Raw genomic sequence first — 21,875 nt, 5'->3', positions numbered from 1 at the left:
TAACGTTGGGATGGAGGTCCTGCCTATCAACCTGCCCGGAATAGGCATAAATACCTGCCATTCTTTTTGCGAAAAAATGTTTGACAGCCCAGGCCGGAATTATTAAAGTACGCGCCATCGGTTGAGGCACACACCTCAACCTTGGCAGAAACGTTTAGTTTTCAACAAGCTAAGGTTCTGCAAATCACCTGCCGAGGTGGTGAAATTGGTAGACACGCTAGCTTCAGGTGCTAGTGGGGGCAACCCCGTGGAGGTTCAAGTCCTCTCCTCGGCACCATTTCCTCCCTCAGGAAGTGGTAAATTGGCCAACCGGCCACATGTTGACTCCCTTTGAAGCACAGCCAACTCCTGTAACTCCCGTGCACGCGCTCCCTGCAGCCAGAAAAGAATCCGGTTCAATAGTACCTATTCCAGCAGTTCAACCAGATACTCAGACAAACGCTGGTAGCTATACTCCACCCGCGCATACGCGGAGCTGGGAATGCCCTCGAACTCGCGGCCACAGTCACCGCCCGCACTGTATCGTGTCAGGTAGGCATCACGAATAAGATTCGGTTGTTCAGCAACGAAGCCCGGCCCGCCTGCTGTCGGGTAATTCATCACCCACTCGAAACTGCCATCCCCGGTTACCCTGTCTAGCCCAAGACGATCGGGATCGAGGAATCCGTATCGCAGCAGTCGAAGATCCGGTTGCTCCGGGCCGGAAAACTCCCTGCGGTCGAATTCCAGGACGGTATCGGTAAAACCCTCGGGCTGAGGGTCGTAGCCCGAAAACTGGTAAGGCTGAACGCCAGTGACAACCTGATTCGCGTCCACGGCATCCTCTTGCGGGGTGCAGTTACTGATGCCGACCGCAAACGTCACGGCCTCCACCTCACTGCCCTGCTCTGAAAGCCGGTAACCCGGAAACACAGAAGACGAATTCGCCATGTCCGGAACCAGCGTGCGGGTCTTGCCGGCGCCATACTCTGCAACCAGCTCGGCCAGCTCACCACTGTCCTTTGTCCAGCTGTAGGTTACCTCGGGGTTACCGCCGAGCTCAGTCGAGCCTGCTGAAATCCCGCGATACTGATGGCAGGTGGTACTGGTTTCGAAATAGGCAAGGCGGTTGTCCCAGTCGAAAATCAGACGCTCATCCGTTCCGTCTTCATCGAAATTCAAGCGGCTCTGCTCCGACAGTGCGGCAGAGGGTAGCCACTGGGTGTGCAGGTTCGCCATATAACCATTTACACCGATCAGGCGCGCCAACTCCGGCATGGACGGTGACAGACAGCCATTCGCCGAGACGGATAGCAGACGCCCGCTCTCACTGTAATCGAAGGCCAGCTCGGCGGAGATCTGCAGGCCTGAACGATTGGCAGGCAGGGTGTCCTGGTTGGAAGGCTCGGCGTATACCTTCTGGCCGGTGAGCAGCACGGGATCGCTCAATTCCACATCCACTTCGGGCAGGGTCAGGGCGTCGGCATCGACATTGGCAAAGTCACCCTGAGCAGCAGTATCGACCACCGCAATAACGTCCGCGGCATTCTGAATCAGAGAGACGCCCAGCAGAAACGCCGCTTCCCTGCTCAGGAATCGCTCCGTGCCGTCACTGTTCTCTGCTGCCAGCAGGTCGTTGTAGGCCGCGGGGATCTGACTGGCCATGAATCTTGCCAATGCCCTGGCGTAGGCGTGTGAGCGGTCGTCCTGGGCGAGAATGTAATCCCGCACCAGATTCAGGTCCGCCAGGCTGGCAGCAACGCCAGGTGGCGTTTCCAGGAACGAACCCAGCCCGACAACGCCCCGGTAACGGGCCAGTGTTGTCAGTGGCGTGATATTGCGGACACCGGGAGGCGCCGACATCAGATAGGCGCTGGCCACCGGCACCTCGCCGTTGCGTGTTTCCTCAAGGGTTTTACCCGGCAGGGCTACGGCATGTAACGGATAGTCCCTGGGATCCAGGTCCGGGCCCACGGAAGGGGGTAGAACCAACTCCGAGATGTCGATTGTGAAACGGCCACCGGTACCGCTCATTGCCGTGGGCTCACCCGAGGCAAGGGTGACTTCTGCCCCGTTATCCAGTTCGATGACCAGGGGCCCCGGCGTAAACTGGCTGTCGCCATCCATATCCAGCCAGACCCGGGCGTTGTTCAGGTATCCGTCGATAACCTTGCCGGTATAGGGCGCCGGCTCACTGTACTCCACACCATCAAAATCCCGCCCGTCCACGGGCAGTTCATCGGATTCCTCGCCGCAACCGGCCAGAGCGAGGGAGAGAACAGACACAGAGAAACCTATCAGGCGTTTCATCGCGGCAACCGTTTATCCTTGTTAGAGGTTGTGCCGCTACTTTAGGGGATGTGGTGGCCGGAGACCTTGATAGGTTTGGCAATTTGTAAAGTTTGGTAACCAGACGGGACACTCTTCACGACGAACAGCTGTAATGGGAAAACCCGCCGAGATCGAACAGCTCGAAAGGCTTTAGACGGTTGTAGCGATGCTCAACCCCATCCGATTGCTCGTCATAGGGTTGATTCAATACTTTTTGCAGTTCCCTCAGTGGCAGATAATCACCGTCAGCAGCTTGCTGATAGGCCGGAACCACGAACCACTCGCGCATGGTGTATTTCGGGTTCACGAGTTTCATGTCCCGGGAGAGCTCCTCGCGGAGCCGGGAACCGTTGCCCGCTCCGTCGATTTCAATCTGGCATTTCCACTTGGCAAGCCATTCGGACCACCGCTTGAGAAGCCCTTCCGAATCAGTTCCACCTGCTTCATCCAGTGACCTGTAAAAGCTCTGCTTTAGTGGCTCAATATCGTCGGGTACCGAGGACAGCTCACGAAAGAAAATGGTGTAATCCACCGGGGTACGGGTCATCAGCATCATCAGCTCCCGGAAAAGTTCGGCGTCAAAACCTTTCAGCCCCAGTTTCGCTGACCACATCCGTTCCATTTCCGCCTGCATCACCTCCGGAAAACCCTTCTGAATCTCATCGAGCTGAGCCAGTTCCTCTTCATGGCCATTGAGCAGTGGACGGAGGGCCGAGCAGAAACTCTTGAAGTTCTGCTCGGCGGCCGCCGGTTGATTCAGGAAAGCAAAGTGTTGTCCGCCACCGGTCCACGGTTGATAAAACGGCTCAAACACTTCGCAGAAGCCGAAAGGCCCGTAATCCAGTGTGAAGCCGCCAGCGGCGCAGTTGTCGCTGTTGAAATTGCCCTGGCAATAGCCAACTCGGATCCAGCTTGCGACCAGCGAGGCAAGGCGGCCGCGGAACGCCTGTGCAAGCATGACGACTTTGGTGGGAGTCGCGAGCGTCTGGTCAATGACCCCGCTGTACTCCCGATCAATCAGGTGCAGCACCAGCTGTTCGAGCTCTTCGATTGCTCGAGGATGCTCCTGTTTTCTGGCCCTGCGACCAAAGAGTTCAAGCTGGCCAACCCGGATGAAGGAAGGCGCAACGCGGGTGGAAATGGCAACCGGCTCCGAAACGAGCTGGTCGGGATCCCGGGAATGTGAACCCTCGGAGTACCAGGGACGTCGCACCCGCTCCGTTTTCGAGACATAGAGGCTCAGTGATCGCGAGGTTGGCACACCCAGGGCGTGCATGTGCTCTTGCGCCAGGAATTCACGAACGCTGGAACGCAGAACGGCGCGGCCATCGCCACCGCGACAATACGGGGTCTGCCCGCCACCCTTGAGCTGCATTTCCCAGCGCCGACCGTTGAAAACGGCTTCGAGTACCGAAATGGCACGACCGTCTCCGTAGCCGTTGCCGGTCTGAAACGGGCACTGTTGGGTGTATTCGTTGCCGTAGATGGAAAGCGCGTAGCCAGAGGCCCAGCCCAGTTTTCGCATCGGCTCCGGTACAAGCGAGAGGTCGCCGGAGAACATCCGGATAAAGTCGTCGGACTGGGCCAGGCTGTCGGCAAAGCCCAGTTCGCGGAACAAATCCTCACTGTGGGCAACGTATTCAGGGGTTTCGATGGCCGTGGGCCTGACCGGCACATAATGTCCCGAATAAACCTGCCTTGGCTGATGATCCACACCATCGGGAGTGGCATCCGGATCACAGTTCAGACTATCCATGAGGGAATAGTCTGCCATCGGTGCAAGTTCTTCGAGGTTGGTCACTTCGAAACGGGGTTCTCGCGACAACGGCTTGTTCATCTGTGCCTCTCCTGATCAAAGGAAACGGGCAGTGCCAGCACTGCCCTCACTTGCCCTTATGACCAGCCCCCGTGGCGAGGGTTCAGAATGAACGGGCAACGATTTCCTTCATGATTTCATTGGTGCCGGCGTAGATCCGCTGCACCCTTGAGTCCGCCCAGGCCCGTGCGATCGGGTATTCCCACATGTAGCCGTAGCCGCCGTGAAGTTGAACACACTCATCCATCACCTTGCACTGCAGGTCTGTGGTGAGCTGCTTCAGCATCGCCGCGGTGGGGATGTCGAGCTTCTTGTCCAGATGCAGCTCCAGGCACCGATCAGTGAACACCCGGGCAGCGGTAATTTCCGCCTTCATTTCCGCCATCTTGAAGCGGGTATTCTGAAACGCAATCACCGGCTTGCCGAAGGCGTTGCGCTCCTTGACGTAATCCAGGGTCCACTGCCAGGCGGCTTCGGCTGCGGCAACAGCACCCAGGGCCACCTGAAGGCGCTCGGCCGCAAGCTCCTGCATCAGCTGGAAAAAGCCCTGGCCTTCGCCCGGACCGATCAGATTCTTCTCAGGTACTTTCACATCCTGGAAGAACAGCTCGGAGGTGTCCTGGGCCTTCATGCCCACCTTGTTCAGGTTCTGGCCTTTCTCGAAACCTTCCCACGCGGTTTCCACCATGAACAGGCTGATGCCTTTGGCCCCTTCCTTGGGGTCGGTCTTGGCAACAACAATAACCACGTCAGCAAGCTGGCCGTTGGTGATGAAGGTCTTGGAACCGTTCAGCACGTAATGATCGCCGTTTTTCACCGCCGTCGTTTTCACGCCCTGCAGGTCCGAGCCGGCACCCGGCTCCGTCATGGCAATGGCGCCAATCATTTCGCCGCTGGCCAGTTTGGGCAGATAATGATTTTTCAGCTCGTCGGAGCCGTAGTTGAGCACGTAAGGCGCAACAATGTCAGAGTGCAGGCCCCAGCCTATGCCCGTCAAGCCGGCCCTGGCTACCTCTTCGATCAACACCGCGCTGTACCGGAAATCCGCGCCAACACCGCCAAACTCTTCCGGCAGGCATGGGCAAAGGAAGCCCAGCTCACCAGCTTTCTGCCAGAGCTCGCGGCTAACCTGGCCGTCTTTCTCCCACTGATCATGGTAAGGCGTTGCCTCTTGCTCCAGGAACTTGCGGACAGAATCGCGAAAGCCTTCAAGGTCGGCGTCGAAGAGAGTGCGTGGAATCATGGTGAACCTCGGTGAATAACCTGTGTTGTGATTGTCGTTCACCAAGTCTCTGCCCGGAGCCCGGTTTGCTCAATGATGAAAAGCATCAATCGGGCTGGCCAAAACCATCGCTTAGAGCAGCCTCAGCCCTTGCGCTTGTCCTCGGCCCGGGCTTCGCCCCATCGGGGCATCAGGTCCTGGGGCAGGTTCAGATGATCAAGGATCCGGGCAACAATAAAATCCACCAGATCCTCGAGCGACTGGGGCTTGTGATAGAAGCCGGGGCTCGCCGGCATGATGACGGCACCCATGCGGGTCAGTTTCAGCATATTCTCCAGATGCACCTCGGAGAAAGGTGCCTCCCTGGGAACCAGAATGAGCGTACGACGCTCTTTCAGCGCAACGTCTCCGGCCCGCTCAATCAGGTTGTTACTGGCACCGGTCGCCAGGGCCGAGAGCGTTCCGGTACTACAGGGGCAGACCACCAGTGGCGCTTTCTCCCCGGAGCCCGAAGCCGGCGGTGCAAACCAGTCTTCCCGACCAAACACCAGAACCTGCCCCGGTTCAGCGCCCGAGTAGGCAGACAATGTTTCCTGCATCGCCGGCGGCGTTCCCGGCAGTTTCAGATCGGTTTCCGTGGCGATCACCACCTGCGCAGCCCGGCTGACCATCACATTCACCCGGCAGCCTGCTGAGACCAGGCACTGCAACAGGCGCAGGCCATACTGGGCACCGGACGCGCCAGTGAAGGCCAGGTTTACGGTCGTTGGCCGGTTATGGTCGTTGGTCATGAATATCGCCACTTGTCAGTCAGGGGGAGTCGCCGGTTGCGCCGGATCAGCCACGGATACGCTCAAGCTCGGCAATAAGTTTACCGTGAATACCACCAAAGCCGCCGTTGCTCATGATCACAATGTGGCAGGGGCTGGGAAGATCTTCCAGGGTGCGCGCCAGCAAATCTTCCACTGTGGCCTCCACCCGGTGTCGATCGGAACCGGCATTCAGCGCCTGCCAACCGGCAATCAGTTCGGGCAGCCACTCCATGTCATTCAGGTTCGCCCACAGAACCCGGTCCGCGATTTCCGCGCTGGGCAGCAGTGTCTGCTGGTGGACGCCCTGCTTCATGGTGTTCGAACGAGGCTCGATCAATGCCAGGATAGGTTCATCACCCACCTGGTTGCGCAAGCCCTCAAGTGTGGTGGCAATGGCGGTGGGATGATGGGCAAAGTCGTCGTATACGCGCACCCCGTCTATGTCCGCCAGCAACTCCATCCGCCGTTTGACGCCGGAGAACCGGCACAGGGCGGCCACCGCATGGTCTGGGGTGACGCCCACGTGACGGGCGGCAGCAATGGCAGAAAGAGCATTGCGGACATTATGAAGACCGGTCTGATCCCACTTCAGCGTTGCCACCGGCTGTTCGTGGTGAATCACCAGAAACCGGCTGCCATCCTCCGATAGCAGCTCGGCCCGCCAGTCCGACATGCGCGGGGTCTCGCTGCCAATGGCGGTGTCCTGAACCGGGCTCCAACAACCCAGTGCCAGGGCATTGTCCAGGTGGCCATCCACCGCGGGACGGATAATCAGGCCCTGGGAAGGGACGGTCCGGACCAGATGATGAAACTGCCGCTCGATGGCCTCGACGTTTTCGAAAATATCGGCGTGATCAAATTCCAGATTATTCAGGATCAGGGTATGGGGGCGGTAATGGACGAACTTGGAGCGCTTGTCGAAAAAGGCGCTGTCGTACTCGTCCGCCTCGATCACAAAAAAGTCGCTGTTGCCCAGACGCGCCGACACGGGAAAGTCCCGGGGAACACCGCCCACCAGGTATCCTGGTTCAAACCCGGCCTGATCCAGGATCCAGAGCAGCATGGACGTGGTTGTGGTCTTGCCGTGGGTACCGGCTACCGCCATGACCCAACGGTGCCTAAGCACCTCGCGGCTCAGCCACTCGGGCCCGGACATGTAGTCGATATTGCGGTTGAGCACCGCTTCGACTTCCGGATTGCCGCGGGACATGGCGTTACCGATGAGCACCAGGTCCGGTTTCGGCTCCAGGTGATCCGGGCTATACCCTTCCATCAGACTGATACCCTGAGCCTCCAGCTGGGTGCTCATGGGTGGATAAACACCCTGATCGGAGCCTGTCACGGTATGGCCGAGTTCCCGGGCCAGAACGGCCAGGCTGCCCATGAAAGTGCCACAGATTCCGAGGATATGAATGTGCATTCCGCAACTGCCCTCTGAGTTGAAACCCGACAAGCCTCCCGTATCCGCCCCACCCCGTCAAGAGCCACGCTATCCGCAATCCTGCTCATGAAAATTGCCGTCGATTGGCGTATCATCTGCGCCATTGTCGAACCAGCAGGAGGCTCCAGCCCGAGATGGCCATCAAGAATGCATTCTACGCTCAGTCCGGCGGTGTCACCGCCGTCATCAATGCCAGTGCCTGTGGCGTCATCCAGACCGCCCGCAAGCATCCGGACAAAATCGGCAAGTTGTTTGCCGGACGCAACGGCATTATCGGGGCGCTGAAGGAAGAACTGATTGATACCAGCCTCGAAAGCGACGATGCCATCCAGGCACTGATTCACACCCCGGGCGGCGCCTTCGGCTCCTGCCGTCACAAGCTCAAGAACATTTCCGAGAACCGGCGCGAGTACGAACGCCTGATCGAGGTGTTCCGGGCCCACGACATTGGCTACTTCTTCTACAACGGCGGTGGGGATTCACAGGACACCGCCTACAAGGTTTCCCAGATTGCCGACAAGATGGGCTACCCAATTACCTGCATCGGCGTGCCCAAGACCGTGGACAACGATCTGCCGTTCACCGACTGCTGCCCGGGCTTCGGGTCGGTTGCCAAATACATTGCCACGTCCACCCTGGAAGCCAGCCTGGACATCAAGTCCATGTGCGAAACGTCCACCAAGGTGTTCATCCTGGAAGTAATGGGGCGCCACGCCGGCTGGATTGCCGCATCCGGCGGCCTGGCCGGACAGGGCGAGGGCGAACCGCCCCACGTCATCCTGTTCCCGGAAATCCCTTTTAATCGCGACGCCTTCCTTGAGCGCGTGGATCATTGTGTGAAGGAATATGGCTACTGTGTAGTCGTGGCCTCCGAAGGTGCCCAGTACGAAGATGGTCGCTTCCTGGCGGACGCCGGAGCCAAGGACGCGTTTGGCCACACCCAGCTGGGCGGTGTTGCTCCGGCCCTGGCCAATATGGTCAAGCAGGCCCTGGGCCATAAATACCACTGGGCCGTTGCCGACTACCTTCAGCGCAGTGCCCGCCACATTGCCTCCGCCACCGACGTGGAGCAGGCCTATGCGGTTGGCAAGGCCGCCGTGGAAATGGCACTCGACGGCAAGCAGGCTCTGATGCCCACGATCGTCCGCGAACAGGGCAAACCTTACGTCTGGAAGATCGGTGAGGCCCCGCTGAGCGAAGTGGCAAACCAGGAGAAAAAGATGCCGATCCACTTCATCACCGACGATGGCTTTGGTATCACCCAGGACTGCCGGGACTACCTGGAACCTCTGATTGCCGGTGAGAGTTTCCCGCCATTCGATAACGGCCTGCCGCGTGTTGCCAAACTCCAGAACACGCTGACCGAGAAGAAACTGAAGACCGAGTTCCAGCTGTAGCCGAACGAACAGCGTACCGGAAAGCAAAAAAAGCCTGACAGAGTAGCTCTGTCAGGCTTTTTCATTGTTCAGACACTACACGCAGATGATTAGCGGGCCAGCTCCGATTGCTGGTCGCGCATGTAGGCGTAGAACTGATCAAACCCACCCACGTACTGGTTGCCCACCAGGATCTGCGGCACGGTATAAACCGGCCGGCCAATCTTGTCCGCGATATCCTGCTTGCTCATGCCCTTCTCGATCATATCGACCCAGACGTAGGGAATGTTCCTGGCCTCACACAGGCGCTTTGCCTGAACGCAGAAACCACAACTCGAGCGGCCATAAATCGTGACCTGCTCCATAAACACCTCCCTAAAGTCTCTGGCTGTATGTTTCAGGACTGAAATCCTATGGCTGAATGATGGCACGGCGCACGCTAATTTAAAATTGATGCTTTGAATCGCCACCATAGTAGCCGCCCATCATGTCCTCAGGCGACCGAGCTCCCGCTCCAGAACCTGCACTTCATTGTCCAGGGCCTGACCACTGCCTTTGACGCGACCAGCAAGTTCCCGGAGATCGTTGGCGGCGTCACCGATATGAGTGAGGTTGCGATTGATTTCCTCGCTCACCGAGCTTTGCTCTTCCGCTGCGGTCGCCACCTGGGTCACGTGTTCGACAATGGTTCCGATCCGCTCGACAACCGTGGCCAGGGAATGGGCCGCCTCCTGGGTGCCATCCACCGCCGAGGTGGCGCGATCAACACCGCTCTGGATCACCGAAACCGCCCCGTTCACATCCTGCTTGAGACCGTCGATCATGGTGCTGATTTCATCGGTGGATTCCCGCGTCCGGGAGGCAAGGGTTCGGACCTCATCGGCGACAACGGCAAAGCCGCGCCCCTGCTCACCGGCCCTTGCCGCCTCAATGGCGGCGTTAAGCGCCAGCAGGTTGGTCTGTTCTGCGACGCCACGGATGACATCCAGGATCCGGTTGATGTCCTCACTGCGATTGGCCACCTGGCCGATCGCAGTGCTGGCCTCGCCCATATCATTGGCCACCGCGCTCACGCCGTTGACTGCGGACGACAAGGTGTCCTGGGTAAAGCGGATGCCGTCCTGGGCCATCCGGGCATTGTCCGCCGCCTCGCCGGCAAATCCCGCGACCTCACCGGCAGCGACAGACATTTCGTTCATGGCGGTCACCACGCTGTCGATGTCCTGATGTTGCCTGCCGGTCTGCTCATCGGTCTCAACCGCAATACTTCCGACATCCCTGGCCTGTTCGCGGACCTTGGCGTTTACGTCCTTCAGGTCGTTGATCATCTCTCTCAGCCTCGCCAGGAAGGCATTGAATCCGCCAGCCAGCTCGATCAGCTCGGCGTGGGTGTCGATTTCCAGCTCACGGGTAAGGTCCCCTTCGGCACTGGCCAGGTTCTTCATGCGATCCCGGATCTCATCCAGCGGGCGGGTCACCGAGCGGACCAGGAGAACGAGGGCGACAACAGCAAGAACCACGACACCGATGCCTACCAGGGTCTGGCGGGTCGCGGTTGCGGCCACTTCGTCTGACAGCAGGCCCGTGATTTCGGAAACGCTGGCAAGCGCGGCATCTCTTGGCAGTTCAATCAACAACGACCACTCGGCATCGGGCAGACTGATTTCGACGGGATAGGCCACGGCCAGGGTCTGGCCGTCATCGAAGGTCCCCCCACCCTGATGCAGTCCTGAGAAGGTATCGCCATGCTCCGGCAAAGCTTCCTGGAGGGGCCGACCAAGATGAGCCTCATAATGACTGGATGCCGCGATAAGACCCTGCTCGCTGATCAGCGTGACCCGGGACTTGCCGTCAAACAGTTCCTTGCTGACACCGGAAATGGTTCTTTGCAGTGTCGAGAGATTGATATCGACGCCCACCACGCCGGCGAATGCCCCGTCGTCCAGAATCGGAACCACCAGGCTGGTCATCAGCTCGGAATAGCCCTCACTGATTTCGTAATCATAGGGCTCCATGATGCAGGGTGCCCTGGTGTCCCGCGAGCACAGATACCACTCGGCTTCCCGAATCCCGAATTCGTTCAGACTATCCAGATACTTCGTAGCCGGGTCCTCGGTGCGGCTGAAGTGAACCTTGCCCTCCGGATCCCGGTAGTAATAGATTTCCAGGGTACCCTCGTCGCTGCTGTGCTCCTCAACACCACCGGTGAAATAGCGATCCTGCCCATCATAGCCATCCGGCTCGAACTGGGCGTATATCGAGCTCAGACTTTTCTGCTCCTCAAGCACGGCGCCAACAGTCTCCTGTAGGGCCGTCCTGCTGATTCGACCGGAACTGTCGGACTGAATATTTCGGGTAATGACATTGCGGACGACTTCCGGGGTCCGAAAGGCAGTTGCAAACTGACCACTGACCAGCTCGCCGAACTTGCCAGCGGTTGCGCTGAGCTGATCCATTACAATGCCCTGCACCGTATCCCGGGTCTCGACACTCAACCTCTTCTCCATGGCTCCGAGAGACAGCTGGGCAGTCACCACGATACTGATGCCCATTATCAGAAGCAGGGACACAACGAGGGCGTAGAGCTTGAAGCGGAGCGATAACTGTTTCATGGTGAAGGCGGACCTGCGGGGAGTTGGAGGTTCATTCTATTTTAGAGCACGGAGGGGCCGGTGGCCTACCTGACGCTATTTCTGACCGCGTTCGCCGCTGCCACGCTGCTGCCCGCTTACTCGGAAGTTCTGCTGGGCACGCTGATAACACAGGGTTACTCCTGGTGGTGGCTGTGGTTCTGGGCAACACTGGGTAACACGCTGGGCTCGGTCGTTAATGGAGTTATCGGCCGGCAGGTAGATCGCTTTAAGCATAAACGCTGGTTTCCGATCAGCGAGATGCAATTGCACAAGGCGAGGAACCGCTTTAACCGATATGGCCAATGGTCTCTGCTGATGGGCTGGCTGCCTCTGGGCGGCGACGCGCTGACCCTGGTTGGCGGGATCATGCGCGTGCCGTGGCTCAATTTTGTGATACTGGTAGGAATTGGCAAGGGGGCCCGCTACGCCTTTGTGCTCTGGCTCGTCGCGGAGGCGTCCGGTGCATCGTCACCTTCACCGTAGAGGTATTTCCGAAGCAGCGGCTCGCCGTTAAATTCGGAATTCAGAACCGCAACGAATGTGTAGACCCCGATCAGTTTACGGTTAAGGAACACGAACTCCTTCGGGGGCACGCGGAAATAGCGACTGATCGCCGACCGGGCCGCCTGACGCGCCACCCGGGACGGCAGTTCACTCTGCTTCCAACGATACTGGCCATGGCTGTTTACTGCATAGTCTGGCCAGGAATCCTTGTCGCTGGAGAGCGGTTCAAGCACCGACATGCAGACCTGGCCAAACTTCTCCAGTACCTCCTCCGGCCACTCGGTGCTCATGAAACGCAGCTTCACGCCACCATCGATTACCGCATCGAGGTCGTTCTCGTAGGATGCCTTGATCATCTGGATGACCGGTTTGAGAAACTCGTCCGAGTAGGACTGCACGGCGCCGAAATCGAGGAGGACGATACGGTCGTACCCCGGGTCATCCCCTTTTTCCCCGGCAATCCGGATGCGGTAGTTGCCGAAGTTAGGATCGGTCTGTATTTCGCCCCAGATGAACAATTCCCGGAAAAACAGCTCCAGGGCGGCCTTGCCAAGGGCACTGCGACGTTCCAGCGGGAGGTCCCTGACCGACTGGGAACTGACCGAATGCCCGTGTTCGTAGGTTGAACAGATAACGTGCTCGGTTGAAAACTCCGGCAGGACCCTGGGCACAATGAACCTCGGATCCGATGCCAGCATGTTGCGGAATTTCTCGGTGGTCTTCGCCTCAAGGCGATAGTCCACCTCCCGATGCATCATCTGCCGGACTTCCTCCAGCCAGTCATTGAACTCGGGGCCAAAACTGACCAGCCTGGCCACTCGCAGCAACTGGGCGACAGCATTCAGGTCGCTGTCTACCGCGTCGGCAACGCCCGGGTATTGCACCTTCAGCACCAGCTCCAGGCCGTCACTGCGGCGCCAGGCCCGGTGGACCTGCCCCAGCGATGCAGCGCCAATAGGCTCGGGCTCTACATCCAGTTGCGCCAGACGCTCCGCGCCCAGCTCGTCTTTCAGCACACGCTCGATAGCCGGCCATTCCAGAGAAGTGGTCTGATCTTCCAGGGTGTGGAGCGCTTCGGTGACTTCCTCGGGCAAAAAATGCTCGCCGTACAGAGCCATAACCTGGCCAATCTTGACCACGCTGCCCTTTAACTTGCCCAGTTCATCCACCAGGAACCGGGCCTGGCTCGAAAGCATGGCGCGGTGACGTTTTTCCCGGTTTTCCCGAGTGCTGAACCAGTTGGTTGCCATGTGTGAGGCCATACGGGTACCGGCAAACAACCCGGCACGGGTCAGACTCAGCCTGCGCTCGAAACTGCCTGTCTTGATGCGGGAAACCGAATTTCCTGAACGTCTGGAAGACATAGTGACCTGTTCGGATCAGAGAATTTCACCACGTTTGGCGGCTTACACCATTATACGGATAGTCAGGGGAGCTGACCTAACCGAGTCGACCGGCCTGCCGCGGCCACGGGGCCAATGCGCCAGCCCCGTTGCCGGTTTACATCTGCACAACCGGATCGTTTACGTTTCGACACAGTTTTCGCCGGGAAACCGGTCTAGTATTTCTAGATACGTAAGGTCCAACAACGACTATCACAACAACAAGATCTGAAAATGCCGCAAACAGCAAGAAAAACGCCGGATACGGAGCTGTCGCAGTTCCGGGTCAAGGGCGAGATTCCTGTCCCGATCCTGATCAACTGGCTGACCGCTGTTGCCGTTCCCCTGCTCTGTTTCTTTGCCTGGCGCTCCAGCCTGCAGAACGACCCGATCACGCCGCCACTACTGGTTGGCTTCGCCGTTCTTCTTGCCGTCAACTCTGTGAGCTACCTGCTCTTCGGTAACAAGACCCTGCAGCGTCGCGGCTTCATAACCCTGATTACGGTGCTGTTCACCTACCTGGCTATCAACGCGGTAGAGGACGGTTCCGCCATTATCTGGTTGTTTGCCTACCCGCCCATCATTTTTTACATCAGCGAATCCCGGGTTGGGTTGCTCGCCTGCTGTGGCGGGTTCGCCGCCGTCATCTTCCTGTTCAGCCCACTGGGGGATTTCCTGTTCGAGCCGCCGCACAGCACCAGTTTCAGAATCACCATGATAGCGGTGCTGGGTTTTGAAATGGTCACCTGTTACATCCTTGACCAGAGCCGTCGGCGCAGCAAGCTGGGGTTGCTGAAGCTGGCCGCGGAATTCGAGTATGCCGCCAAGCACGATGCCCTGACCGGCCTGGCCAATCGCCGCGAAGCGCTTGAGCAACTGGACATCGAGTATCAGCGCTATCTTCGCAACGCCCGGCCCTTTTCGGTGCTGCTGATGGACATTGACCTGTTCAAGAGCGTTAACGACAACTACGGGCACCATGTGGGTGACGAGTTGATCATTTTGGTGGCCAGGACCCTTCGGGAACAATGCCGCAAAGTTGATACGCTGGCCCGATGGGGCGGTGAGGAGTACCTGGTTCTGCTGCCCGAAACCAATACCGGGGAGGCGCTGGCATCCGCAAACCGGATCCGTGAAGCTTTTGCCGTCAGATCCGTGAGCACGGAGCAGGGCCCGATTCAGGCAACCATCAGTGTGGGGGTGGCGTCGATCCGTGGCTCGGAATCCATTGATCGCCTGCTGCAGCGGTCAGACGAAGCCCTGTATCGGGCGAAATCCGAGGGACGTAACCGCGCATGCGGTTACGAGAATGAAGCCGCGGCCTGAGCTACCAGCCCTCGCGGAAATCGACATCGTGGTGAGCCAGGCCACTGACCAGCTGCTGCGACAACCGCTGCTGCACGTCAGCCAGTGTCACACCGGGAACAAAGTCGCGAACCTGACACATGGCCATTCCGGCGTAGCCGCAGGGGTTTATGCGCTGAAAAGGCTCCATGTCCATATCCACATTCAGCGCCAGGCCATGAAAGGAACAACCCCGGCGAACCCTCAGTCCGAGCGAGGCAATCTTGGCGTCGCCCACGTAAACGCCCGGGGCGTCCGGTCTCGGAGCGGCCTCAACGCCCAATTCTGCAAGCGTGCGGACGATGGCCTGTTCGATCTCGTCCACCAGAGAACGTACACCAAGTTTTTTGCGAGTCAGATTGATCATCAGGTAAATCACGAGCTGGCCGGGACCGTGGTAGGTCACCTGCCCGCCCCGATCCACCGGGATCACCGGGATGTCGCCCGGGGCAAGAATATGTTCGGCCTTCCCCGCCTGGCCCTGGGTATAAACCCGCGGATGCTGCAAACACCAGAGTTCATCCGCCACACTGTCATCGCGGTCAGCGGTGAAGGCCTTCATGGCCTCCCAGGTTTCCAGATAGGGCTGCTCACCCAGGGATCGGACAATCAGGTCAGGCATCAGGCTCAGAGCACCATGTGTACGCGGCCACTGGCCTTGAGATCCTCGAACAAGGCCTTCAGTTGCGCTTCGCCCGTGGCCACAATCTTCAGTTGAACCGAGGAAAAGCGGCCTTTGCTGCTGTCGTTAACGGTGATATCGGTCTCGCTGATTCCGGGGGCATGCTGCTCCACAACCTCGACCACGAACTCGGTGAAATCCGGGGCCGCATTGCCAATCACCTTGATCACATAGTCGCAAGGAAACTCAATTTTTGGTGCTTTCGGCTCACTCATGCCGTTTTACTCCCCGGGATCAACATCACCCTACTGAAATAACTGAACGAAAAAGAGCTTGATGGCGTCCCAGATGCGTTTGAAAAAGCCACCTTCGGGAACCTCGGTCAGGGCCAACACCGGCTGATCAACCAGTACCTCGCCGTTATAGGAGACCTTGACCCGTCCCAGCTCGTCCCCGACTTTAATGGGTGCCTTGATCACAGAATCAAGGTCGACCGTCGATTCAAGATCGTTTCGGGAACCCCGTGGAATGGTCACGTAGACATCCTCAGTCATGCCAACGGAGAGCTGATCAGCCTGACCGCCCCAGACACGGGCTTCGATGAGCTCCTGGCCCGACCGGAACAGGCGTTCGCTCTCATAGTAGCGGAAGCCGTAGTTCAGCATTTTCTGGATTTCCTGGGCCCGTGCTTCTGAACTGTTGGTGCCCATAACCACGGCAATAAAACGGGTGTCGTTGCGTTTGGCAGAGGCAACAAGGCAATAACCCGCCTCCTCGGTATGGCCTGTTTTCAGGCCGTCGACACTGTCATCGCGCCAGAGCAGACTGTTCCGGTTCGGCTGGCGAATGTTGTTGTAGGTGAAATGTTTTTCAGCGTAGAGCGGATAGTTCTCCGGGTAATCGTTGATGATCGCGCGGGCCAGCATCGCCAGGTCATACGCTGTTGAGAAATGCTCCGGCGAGGGCAGGCCGGTCGCGTTCACAAAATTGGTGTCTTTCATTCCCAGCAGCTGGGCCTGCTGGTTCATGATGTCAACGAAGGCTCCTTCACTGCCTGCAACAAATTCCGCCAGGGCAACAGAGGCGTCGTTGCCCGACTGAATGATGACTCCCCTGAGCAGATCTTCGACCGAAACCTGGGTGCCTTCCCGAACAAAGGTGCGCGAACCTTCGGTCTTCCAGGCATTGACGCTGATGGGAACCATGTCGGACATGGCAATGCGGCCCTCATCAAGCTCACGCTCGACAATATAGGCCGTCATCATTTTGGTCAGACTGGCCGGAGGCAAACGCTCGTGGCTGTTCTCCTCCATGATGATCCGTCCGCTCTTGGGATCCATCAACACGTAGGAGCTGCCGGCAATCTGCGGCGGCGACGGAATCAGCACCGACTGGGACATTGCCTTGCCTGTCAGGGCAAGCATCAGCACAAGGACAACGGAGAGAGTTCGAAAAGCAGAGTTTAAGGCCATGGGTCCATTCATTCGTCGTTAAGTGTATTTTTTTAAATATGTCGTGTTCGGTTTATTCAGTGCGTATCGGTCAGCAGGATGGACTGATCGAAACCACGGGCTTCCAGCAGGCTTTGGGTACGCCTGGCGCTGTCTTCGTCATTGAAGGGGCCCACCTGAACCCGATGAAAGCGCCCCGCGGAGGTATCCACTGCCCGAACGCGCATCGGATTCTCCAGCACCGCCCTCACCTGGCTGAGCAGTTTTTCAGCCGGATCCCGGCTGCTGAAGGACCCCAGCTGCACAAACAATGACCGGTTGGTCATGGCCATGTCACCGCTTGCCTCCACCCGGCTTTCAGCGTAGCCGGCCGGATCTCCCGGGGAATAAGGCTCGCCGGCAATGAACATGGCGCCATCCGGCCTGACGGTGATCGCAGCCACCTCCACACGGGCCGTGCCCCTGGCCTGGTACCCCAGCTTCTTGGCAGCGGCGTATGACAGGTCGATGATCCTGTCGCTGTGAAAGGGACCGCGGTCGTTGACACGGACAATCACCGAGCGACCGTTATCAAGGTTCGTTACACGTGCATAGCCGGGGATCCGCAGGGATTTGTGCGCGGCGGACATGGTGTACATGTTAAAGGTTTCGCCGTTGGAGGTCTTGTGGCCATGAAATTTCTCGCCGTACCAGCTCGCCGTACCCCGGGCGACATAACCGTCGTTGCTGTCGAGCACGTGGTACTGCTTGCCCCAGACCTGGTAGGGCGATTTATTGCCCGCCCTCCTGGGGGCCTCGTAAACCGGAATCGCATCGTCAAGACCGGACACATCGAAGTTACCCGAAGGGGCCCTGTCGGTTGCCAGGGTATAGCGGGACGAATGGTCCGTTTCCGGGGCCGACGCGCAGCCGCCGAGTACCAGCGACACAACCACCGACAGCAGGAGGGAGAATGAGGGCTTGCAGTTCACTGTCCGGAATTCCTCTTGACTACACTGGCCACCAGTATCAGGTTCCCGGTGGTCCAGCCTTCATTGTAACGGGTTCTCCGACGGAATCACCATTACCCTGTGGCCATGGTTTGATTGACCGAATCAGGCGCCAATCATTCGCCGATGGGTATGAATCGACATCAAAACACCAAAGGCTGCCATCAGGGTGACCCCCGATGTCCCACCGTAGCTGATCAGGGGCAATGGCACACCAACGATTGGCAAAAGTCCACTTACCATCCCGACATTTACGAAGATGTAGATGAAGAACGTCATGGTGAGCGCACCCGCGAGAAGGCGGCTGAACGAATCCTGGGCCGTCGCGGCAATATACAGACACCGCAGTATGATCAGGAAATACACTGTCATCAGGATCAGCATGCCCACGAACCCGAACTCTTCAGCCAGCACTGCGACGATGAAGTCGGTATGGCTCTCTGGCAGAAACTCCAGGTGCGACTGGGTTCCCTGAAGCCAGCCCTTGCCATCCACGCCACCGGAACCGATGGCGGTCTTGGACTGGATGATGTTCCAGCCGGCGCCAAGGGGGTCACTTTGAGGGTCCAGAAGCGTCAACACACGCTGTTTCTGGTATTCCCTCATGACGAAGAACCACATCAGCGGGGCCGAAACGGACACCATGGCCACGAACGCCGTGATCAGTTTCCAGCTGATGCCCGCAAAAAACACCACGAAGATACCGGCCATGCCGACCAGCAGCGAGGTCCCCAGGTCCGGCTGCTGCATGATCATGACCATGGGCACCAGAACGATCGCCAGCCCGACGGTCACATGCCGGAATCTGGGCGGCAGGAAATGCCTGGACAGATACCAGGCCGCCATCATGGGAACCACCAGCTTCATCAATTCCGATGGCTGGAAACGTGGGAGTCCCGGGATCGCCAGCCATCGTTGCGCACCCTTGGCACCAACGCCCACCAGCAGAACCGCAATCAGGGCCACAATACCGGCGCCGTAAAGCCACGGCGCCCAACGGCGAAACACCGAGGGATCCAGCTGGGCAAATACCAGCATCACGACAAACGCCACGCCCAGCCGGATGCCCTGAGCCTTGACGACCTCGAGGTTCCGGTCTGCACCGCTGTAGAGCACGAACAGCCCGCCGGAAACCAGCAGGAGTAACAGCAGCAACAGGATTGGATCCAGATGCAGCGCTGTCCAGATGCTCCGATGCCGGCCAAGAGGATTGCTTGCGGTTGAATCCAGTAACGCCTTGAACGCCATCAGTCAGCCACCTCGCCGACACCACTGACCAATGCGCTATCCCCCTGGCCATAATCCAGCAACCAGGAGTCAAACAGCGCCCGCGCGACCGGTGCCGCGGTGCCACTGCCGCTGCCGCCGTTCTCGACAATAACGGCGACGGCAATTTTCGGGTTATCTACCGGCGCAAAACCCACGAAAAGCGCATGATCCCGAAGCCGCTCGCGGATTTCTTCCTCATCGTATTCTTCATCCTCGGCCAGACTGAAGACCTGGGCAGTTCCTGTCTTGCCTGCCATCTTGTAGGGGGCACCACGGCCAGCACCCCGGGCAGTGCCCTTCGCTCCGTGCATGACTTCAACCATGGTTTCCACCACATACTCCCAGTCGTCCGGGTTCTTCAACTTGAGCGGCTCGTGGGTTTCGGCCGGCAGGAACTCCTCGACCGGGCGATCCCCCTTGATATCTTTCAGTAACCTCGGCTCGACCCACTCGCCTCGATTGGCGATTAGGGCGGTCGCTGTCGCCAGTTGCAACGGTGTTGCCAACATGAAGCCCTGGCCAATACCCAGGTTCACGGAATCTCCCGGATACCAGGGTTCATTGCGCACTGCCCTTTTCCAGTCTCTGGAGGGAAGCAAGCCGCTCAGGGCCCCGGAGACATCAAGCGTCGCGTCTTCCCCGAAGCCAAAATGAGACAGGTAGCTGTGCATGGTATCCACGCCCATTTCGACCGCCGCCTCGTAGAAGTAGACGTCACAGGATTCGGCCACAGCGTCCTTGAGATCGACCCAGCCGTGCCCCGTCCGCTTCCAGTCGCGCCAGACCCGGCCACCCTGATTCAGCCGGAAATGCCCCGGATCCCAGATGGTGTAATCCCGGGTGGTCGCGCCACTGTCTAGGGCGGCGACCGCAAGCATGGGCTTGAGGGTTGAGCCTGGCGGGTACTGACCGCGCAAGGCACGGTTGAACAGGGGCTTGTCTTTGCTGTCGCTCAATTCCCGATAATCGTTGACGCTGATACCGGTGACGAATTTGTTGGCGTCAAACCCCGGCACGCTGGCCAGCGCGAGAATGCCGCCGGTATCCGGTTCTATGGCAATGATGGCGCCCCGACGACCATCAAGAAGCTCGTGGGCACGCTGTTGCAGCCTGAGATCCAGATGCAGCTGCAGATCCTCCCCGGGAACCGGGTTCTCACGTTCCAGAACCCTGAGAGTCCGGCCACGGGCATTGGTTTCGACATGCTGGTAGCCGACCTGGCCGTGGAGGATTTCCTCGTAGAACCGCTCAATGCCCGACTTGCCGATGTAGTTGGTGCCTGCGTAGTTGACCGGATCGATCCTCTGCAACTCATCCCGATTGATACGCCCGACAAATCCCAGGGCATGGGCCGTCAGCTCACTGTGGGGGTAATACCGTACCAGCTCAGCCTTGACCTCGACGCCCGGAAGCTCGTGGCGATGCACGGCGAGGCGTGCCATCTCCTGCTCATTCAGGTCATAGCGAAGGGGGATTTCCTGGAAGGGTCGGCGGGGCTCCTGAAGCCGACGCTGAAACCGTTCGCGGTCTTCCTCGGAGATCTCCAGGATCGCGTCAAGCTGCGCCAGGGTATCGTCCATGCCCTGTACCCGCTCGGGCACAAGCGTCACACTGAAAACGGGGCGGTTCTCCGCCAGCAGGGTGTTATTGCGGTCGTATACCAGCCCCCGGGGAGGAGGCACGGACTGGACCTGGACGCGATTCTTGTCTGAGAGCGTGGTGTATATCTCATGTTCCACGACCTGAAGCTGGTACATCCGGGCAATCAGGCCACCGATAGCGAGCATGACAAGCACCAGCATGACCAGGCTCCGCCGCTGGAAAAGCCGGCGTTCCGCTGCCGTATCCTTGAACTCACCCCATGGCATAACGTCCCCCTAGGCCCGGTGGTACGGGTGATTGCGGGTGATCGACCAGGCCCGATAGAGCTGCTCTGCCAGAACAATACGCACCAGGGGATGAGGCAGGGTCAGGGGCGACAGCGACCATTGCTGGTCGGCCCGTTTGCGGCAATCGTCGGCGAGGCCATCCGGGCCGCCCACCAGAAAGCTGACGTCCCGGCCATCCTGTTGCCAGTTCTCCAGCTGCGCCGCAAGCTTTTCGGTCGACCACGGCCGCCCACCAACCTCCAGCGCGATGACCCGGTCTTTCGCGCCGGTGGCCGCCAGAATGGCGTCACTTTCTCGCTGCATCAGCCTGGGGATATCGGGATTCTTGCCCCGATGGGCGACGGGGATTTCAACCAGTTCCACGGGTAGCTCCGGCGGCATGCGGCGGGCGTAATCTCCGAATCCGGTACTGACCCAGTCGGGCATTTTCTGCCCCACACAGATCAGGCGTAACCGCATGATTATTCGCTGCCCGCAACACCAAGATCCGGAGCATCACGCCAGAAGCGCTCCAGATCGTAAAATTCTCGTGTGGCAGGCATCATAACGTGAACAACCACATCGCCCAGATCCACGAGAATCCAGTCGCTGACGCCGGCACCTTCAACATTGCTCGCGCGCACGCCCTTCTCCTTCGCTTCGACCACGACGGAGTCTGCCAGGGATTTTACATGTCGGTTGGACGTTCCGGATGCCAGAACCATGAAGTCGGTGACACTGGTGCGGTCACGGACATCGATCACGCTGATGTCCTGTGCTTTCACATCTTCAAGCGCATTAATTACCAGATCTTTCAGTTGCTCTGCCTGCATAAT

At 58.8% G+C, this 21,875-nt stretch carries 19 protein-coding genes and 1 tRNA gene; 4 read left to right on the top strand and 16 right to left on the bottom strand.

Features of this window, described 5'->3' with window-relative positions:
- Positions 1-190 precede the first annotated feature (190 nt).
- A tRNA-Leu gene (locus HP15_RS03105) sits at positions 191-277 on the top strand.
- Positions 278-405: 128 nt separating this feature from the next.
- Here the strand turns inward: HP15_RS03105 and HP15_RS03100 are convergent.
- The 5 genes from HP15_RS03100 to mpl all read right to left on the bottom strand — a co-directional run bounded on the left by HP15_RS03100 (position 406) and on the right by mpl (position 7,580).
- Positions 406-2,289: a hypothetical protein gene (locus tag HP15_RS03100; RefSeq protein WP_014576141.1), complete on the bottom strand. Its 1,884-nt coding sequence runs from the start codon at positions 2,287-2,289 to the stop codon at positions 406-408.
- Positions 2,290-2,404: 115 nt separating this feature from the next.
- Complete coding sequence (locus HP15_RS03095; RefSeq protein ID WP_014576140.1) at positions 2,405-4,147, bottom strand: protein adenylyltransferase SelO; 1,743 nt, start codon at positions 4,145-4,147, stop codon at positions 2,405-2,407.
- An 82-nt stretch (positions 4,148-4,229) separates the two neighbouring features.
- Positions 4,230-5,369 carry an acyl-CoA dehydrogenase family protein gene (locus HP15_RS03090; RefSeq protein WP_008176400.1) on the bottom strand — a complete coding sequence of 380 codons (1,140 nt, stop codon included), beginning with the start codon at positions 5,367-5,369 and terminating at the stop codon, positions 4,230-4,232.
- Between the two features lie 122 nt (positions 5,370-5,491).
- Positions 5,492-6,139, bottom strand: coding sequence for a flavin prenyltransferase UbiX (locus HP15_RS03085; protein ID WP_014576138.1), 648 nt, complete (start codon positions 6,137-6,139; stop codon positions 5,492-5,494).
- A gap of 46 nt (positions 6,140-6,185) precedes the next feature.
- The gene (gene mpl, locus HP15_RS03080) at positions 6,186-7,580 is read right to left on the bottom strand and encodes a UDP-N-acetylmuramate:L-alanyl-gamma-D-glutamyl-meso-diaminopimelate ligase (RefSeq protein WP_014576137.1); all 1,395 of its coding nucleotides are present in this window, start codon (positions 7,578-7,580) and stop codon (positions 6,186-6,188) included.
- A gap of 155 nt (positions 7,581-7,735) precedes the next feature.
- Between mpl and HP15_RS03075 the strand changes: the two genes are divergently transcribed.
- Complete coding sequence (locus HP15_RS03075) at positions 7,736-8,998, top strand: 6-phosphofructokinase (protein WP_014576136.1); 1,263 nt, start codon at positions 7,736-7,738, stop codon at positions 8,996-8,998.
- 89 nt (positions 8,999-9,087) lie between these two features.
- Here the strand turns inward: HP15_RS03075 and HP15_RS03070 are convergent, their stop codons facing one another.
- On the bottom strand, positions 9,088-9,342 hold the full coding sequence (locus HP15_RS03070; RefSeq protein WP_008176407.1) for a GrxA family glutaredoxin: 255 nt from the start codon (positions 9,340-9,342) through the stop codon (positions 9,088-9,090).
- A 120-nt stretch (positions 9,343-9,462) separates the two neighbouring features.
- A complete protein-coding gene (locus HP15_RS03065; RefSeq protein ID WP_014576134.1) occupies positions 9,463-11,589 on the bottom strand; it encodes a methyl-accepting chemotaxis protein in 2,127 nt (708 codons plus the stop codon).
- A 60-nt stretch (positions 11,590-11,649) separates the two neighbouring features.
- On the opposite strand from HP15_RS03065, the gene HP15_RS03060 reads away from it, so the two are divergent.
- On the top strand, positions 11,650-12,093 hold the full coding sequence (locus tag HP15_RS03060) for a YqaA family protein (protein ID WP_041644973.1): 444 nt from the start codon (positions 11,650-11,652) through the stop codon (positions 12,091-12,093).
- Here the strand turns inward: HP15_RS03060 and HP15_RS03055 are convergent.
- Entirely contained in the window at positions 12,033-13,478 is a 1,446-nt protein-coding gene (locus tag HP15_RS03055) for an ABC1 kinase family protein (RefSeq protein ID WP_014576133.1), read from the bottom strand. The two genes, HP15_RS03060 and HP15_RS03055, sit on opposite strands and share 61 nt — an antisense overlap.
- A gap of 252 nt (positions 13,479-13,730) precedes the next feature.
- Here HP15_RS03055 and HP15_RS03050 point away from each other — a divergent pair, with 252 nt between their 5' ends.
- Positions 13,731-14,822 (top strand): GGDEF domain-containing protein, encoded by a 1,092-nt coding sequence (locus tag HP15_RS03050; protein ID WP_014576132.1) that lies wholly within the window; start codon positions 13,731-13,733, stop codon positions 14,820-14,822.
- A 1-nt stretch (position 14,823) separates the two neighbouring features.
- Here the strand turns inward: HP15_RS03050 and lipB are convergent, their stop codons facing one another.
- The 8 genes from lipB to rsfS all read right to left on the bottom strand — a co-directional run bounded on the left by lipB (position 14,824) and on the right by rsfS (position 21,872).
- A complete protein-coding gene (lipB, locus tag HP15_RS03045; RefSeq protein ID WP_014576131.1) occupies positions 14,824-15,462 on the bottom strand; it encodes a lipoyl(octanoyl) transferase LipB in 639 nt (212 codons plus the stop codon).
- Positions 15,463-15,467: 5 nt separating this feature from the next.
- Complete coding sequence (locus HP15_RS03040) at positions 15,468-15,737, bottom strand: HP0495 family protein (RefSeq protein WP_008176421.1); 270 nt, start codon at positions 15,735-15,737, stop codon at positions 15,468-15,470.
- A 30-nt stretch (positions 15,738-15,767) separates the two neighbouring features.
- Positions 15,768-16,934, bottom strand: a complete 1,167-nt coding sequence (locus HP15_RS03035; protein ID WP_041644971.1) for a D-alanyl-D-alanine carboxypeptidase family protein — start codon at positions 16,932-16,934, stop codon at positions 15,768-15,770.
- A 56-nt stretch (positions 16,935-16,990) separates the two neighbouring features.
- On the bottom strand, positions 16,991-17,884 hold the full coding sequence (locus tag HP15_RS22800) for a septal ring lytic transglycosylase RlpA family protein (RefSeq protein ID WP_014576129.1): 894 nt from the start codon (positions 17,882-17,884) through the stop codon (positions 16,991-16,993).
- Positions 17,885-18,007: 123 nt separating this feature from the next.
- Complete coding sequence (gene rodA / locus HP15_RS03025; protein WP_008176427.1) at positions 18,008-19,150, bottom strand: rod shape-determining protein RodA; 1,143 nt, start codon at positions 19,148-19,150, stop codon at positions 18,008-18,010.
- Positions 19,150-21,039 (bottom strand): penicillin-binding protein 2, encoded by a 1,890-nt coding sequence (mrdA, locus tag HP15_RS03020; RefSeq protein ID WP_014576128.1) that lies wholly within the window; start codon positions 21,037-21,039, stop codon positions 19,150-19,152. Before mrdA ends, rodA begins: the two co-directional genes overlap by 1 nt.
- A 9-nt stretch (positions 21,040-21,048) precedes the next feature.
- A complete protein-coding gene (gene rlmH, locus HP15_RS03015) occupies positions 21,049-21,519 on the bottom strand; it encodes a 23S rRNA (pseudouridine(1915)-N(3))-methyltransferase RlmH (protein ID WP_008176432.1) in 471 nt (156 codons plus the stop codon).
- 2 nt (positions 21,520-21,521) lie between these two features.
- Entirely contained in the window at positions 21,522-21,872 is a 351-nt protein-coding gene (gene rsfS / locus HP15_RS03010; protein ID WP_008176434.1) for a ribosome silencing factor, read from the bottom strand.
- Positions 21,873-21,875 lie beyond the last annotated feature (3 nt).

The organism is Marinobacter adhaerens HP15, from assembly GCF_000166295.1.
Lineage (GTDB): Bacteria > Pseudomonadota > Gammaproteobacteria > Pseudomonadales > Oleiphilaceae > Marinobacter > Marinobacter adhaerens.
The sequence above is the reverse complement of the archived record's forward strand: the minus strand, read 5'-3'. Positions and strand labels throughout refer to the sequence as shown.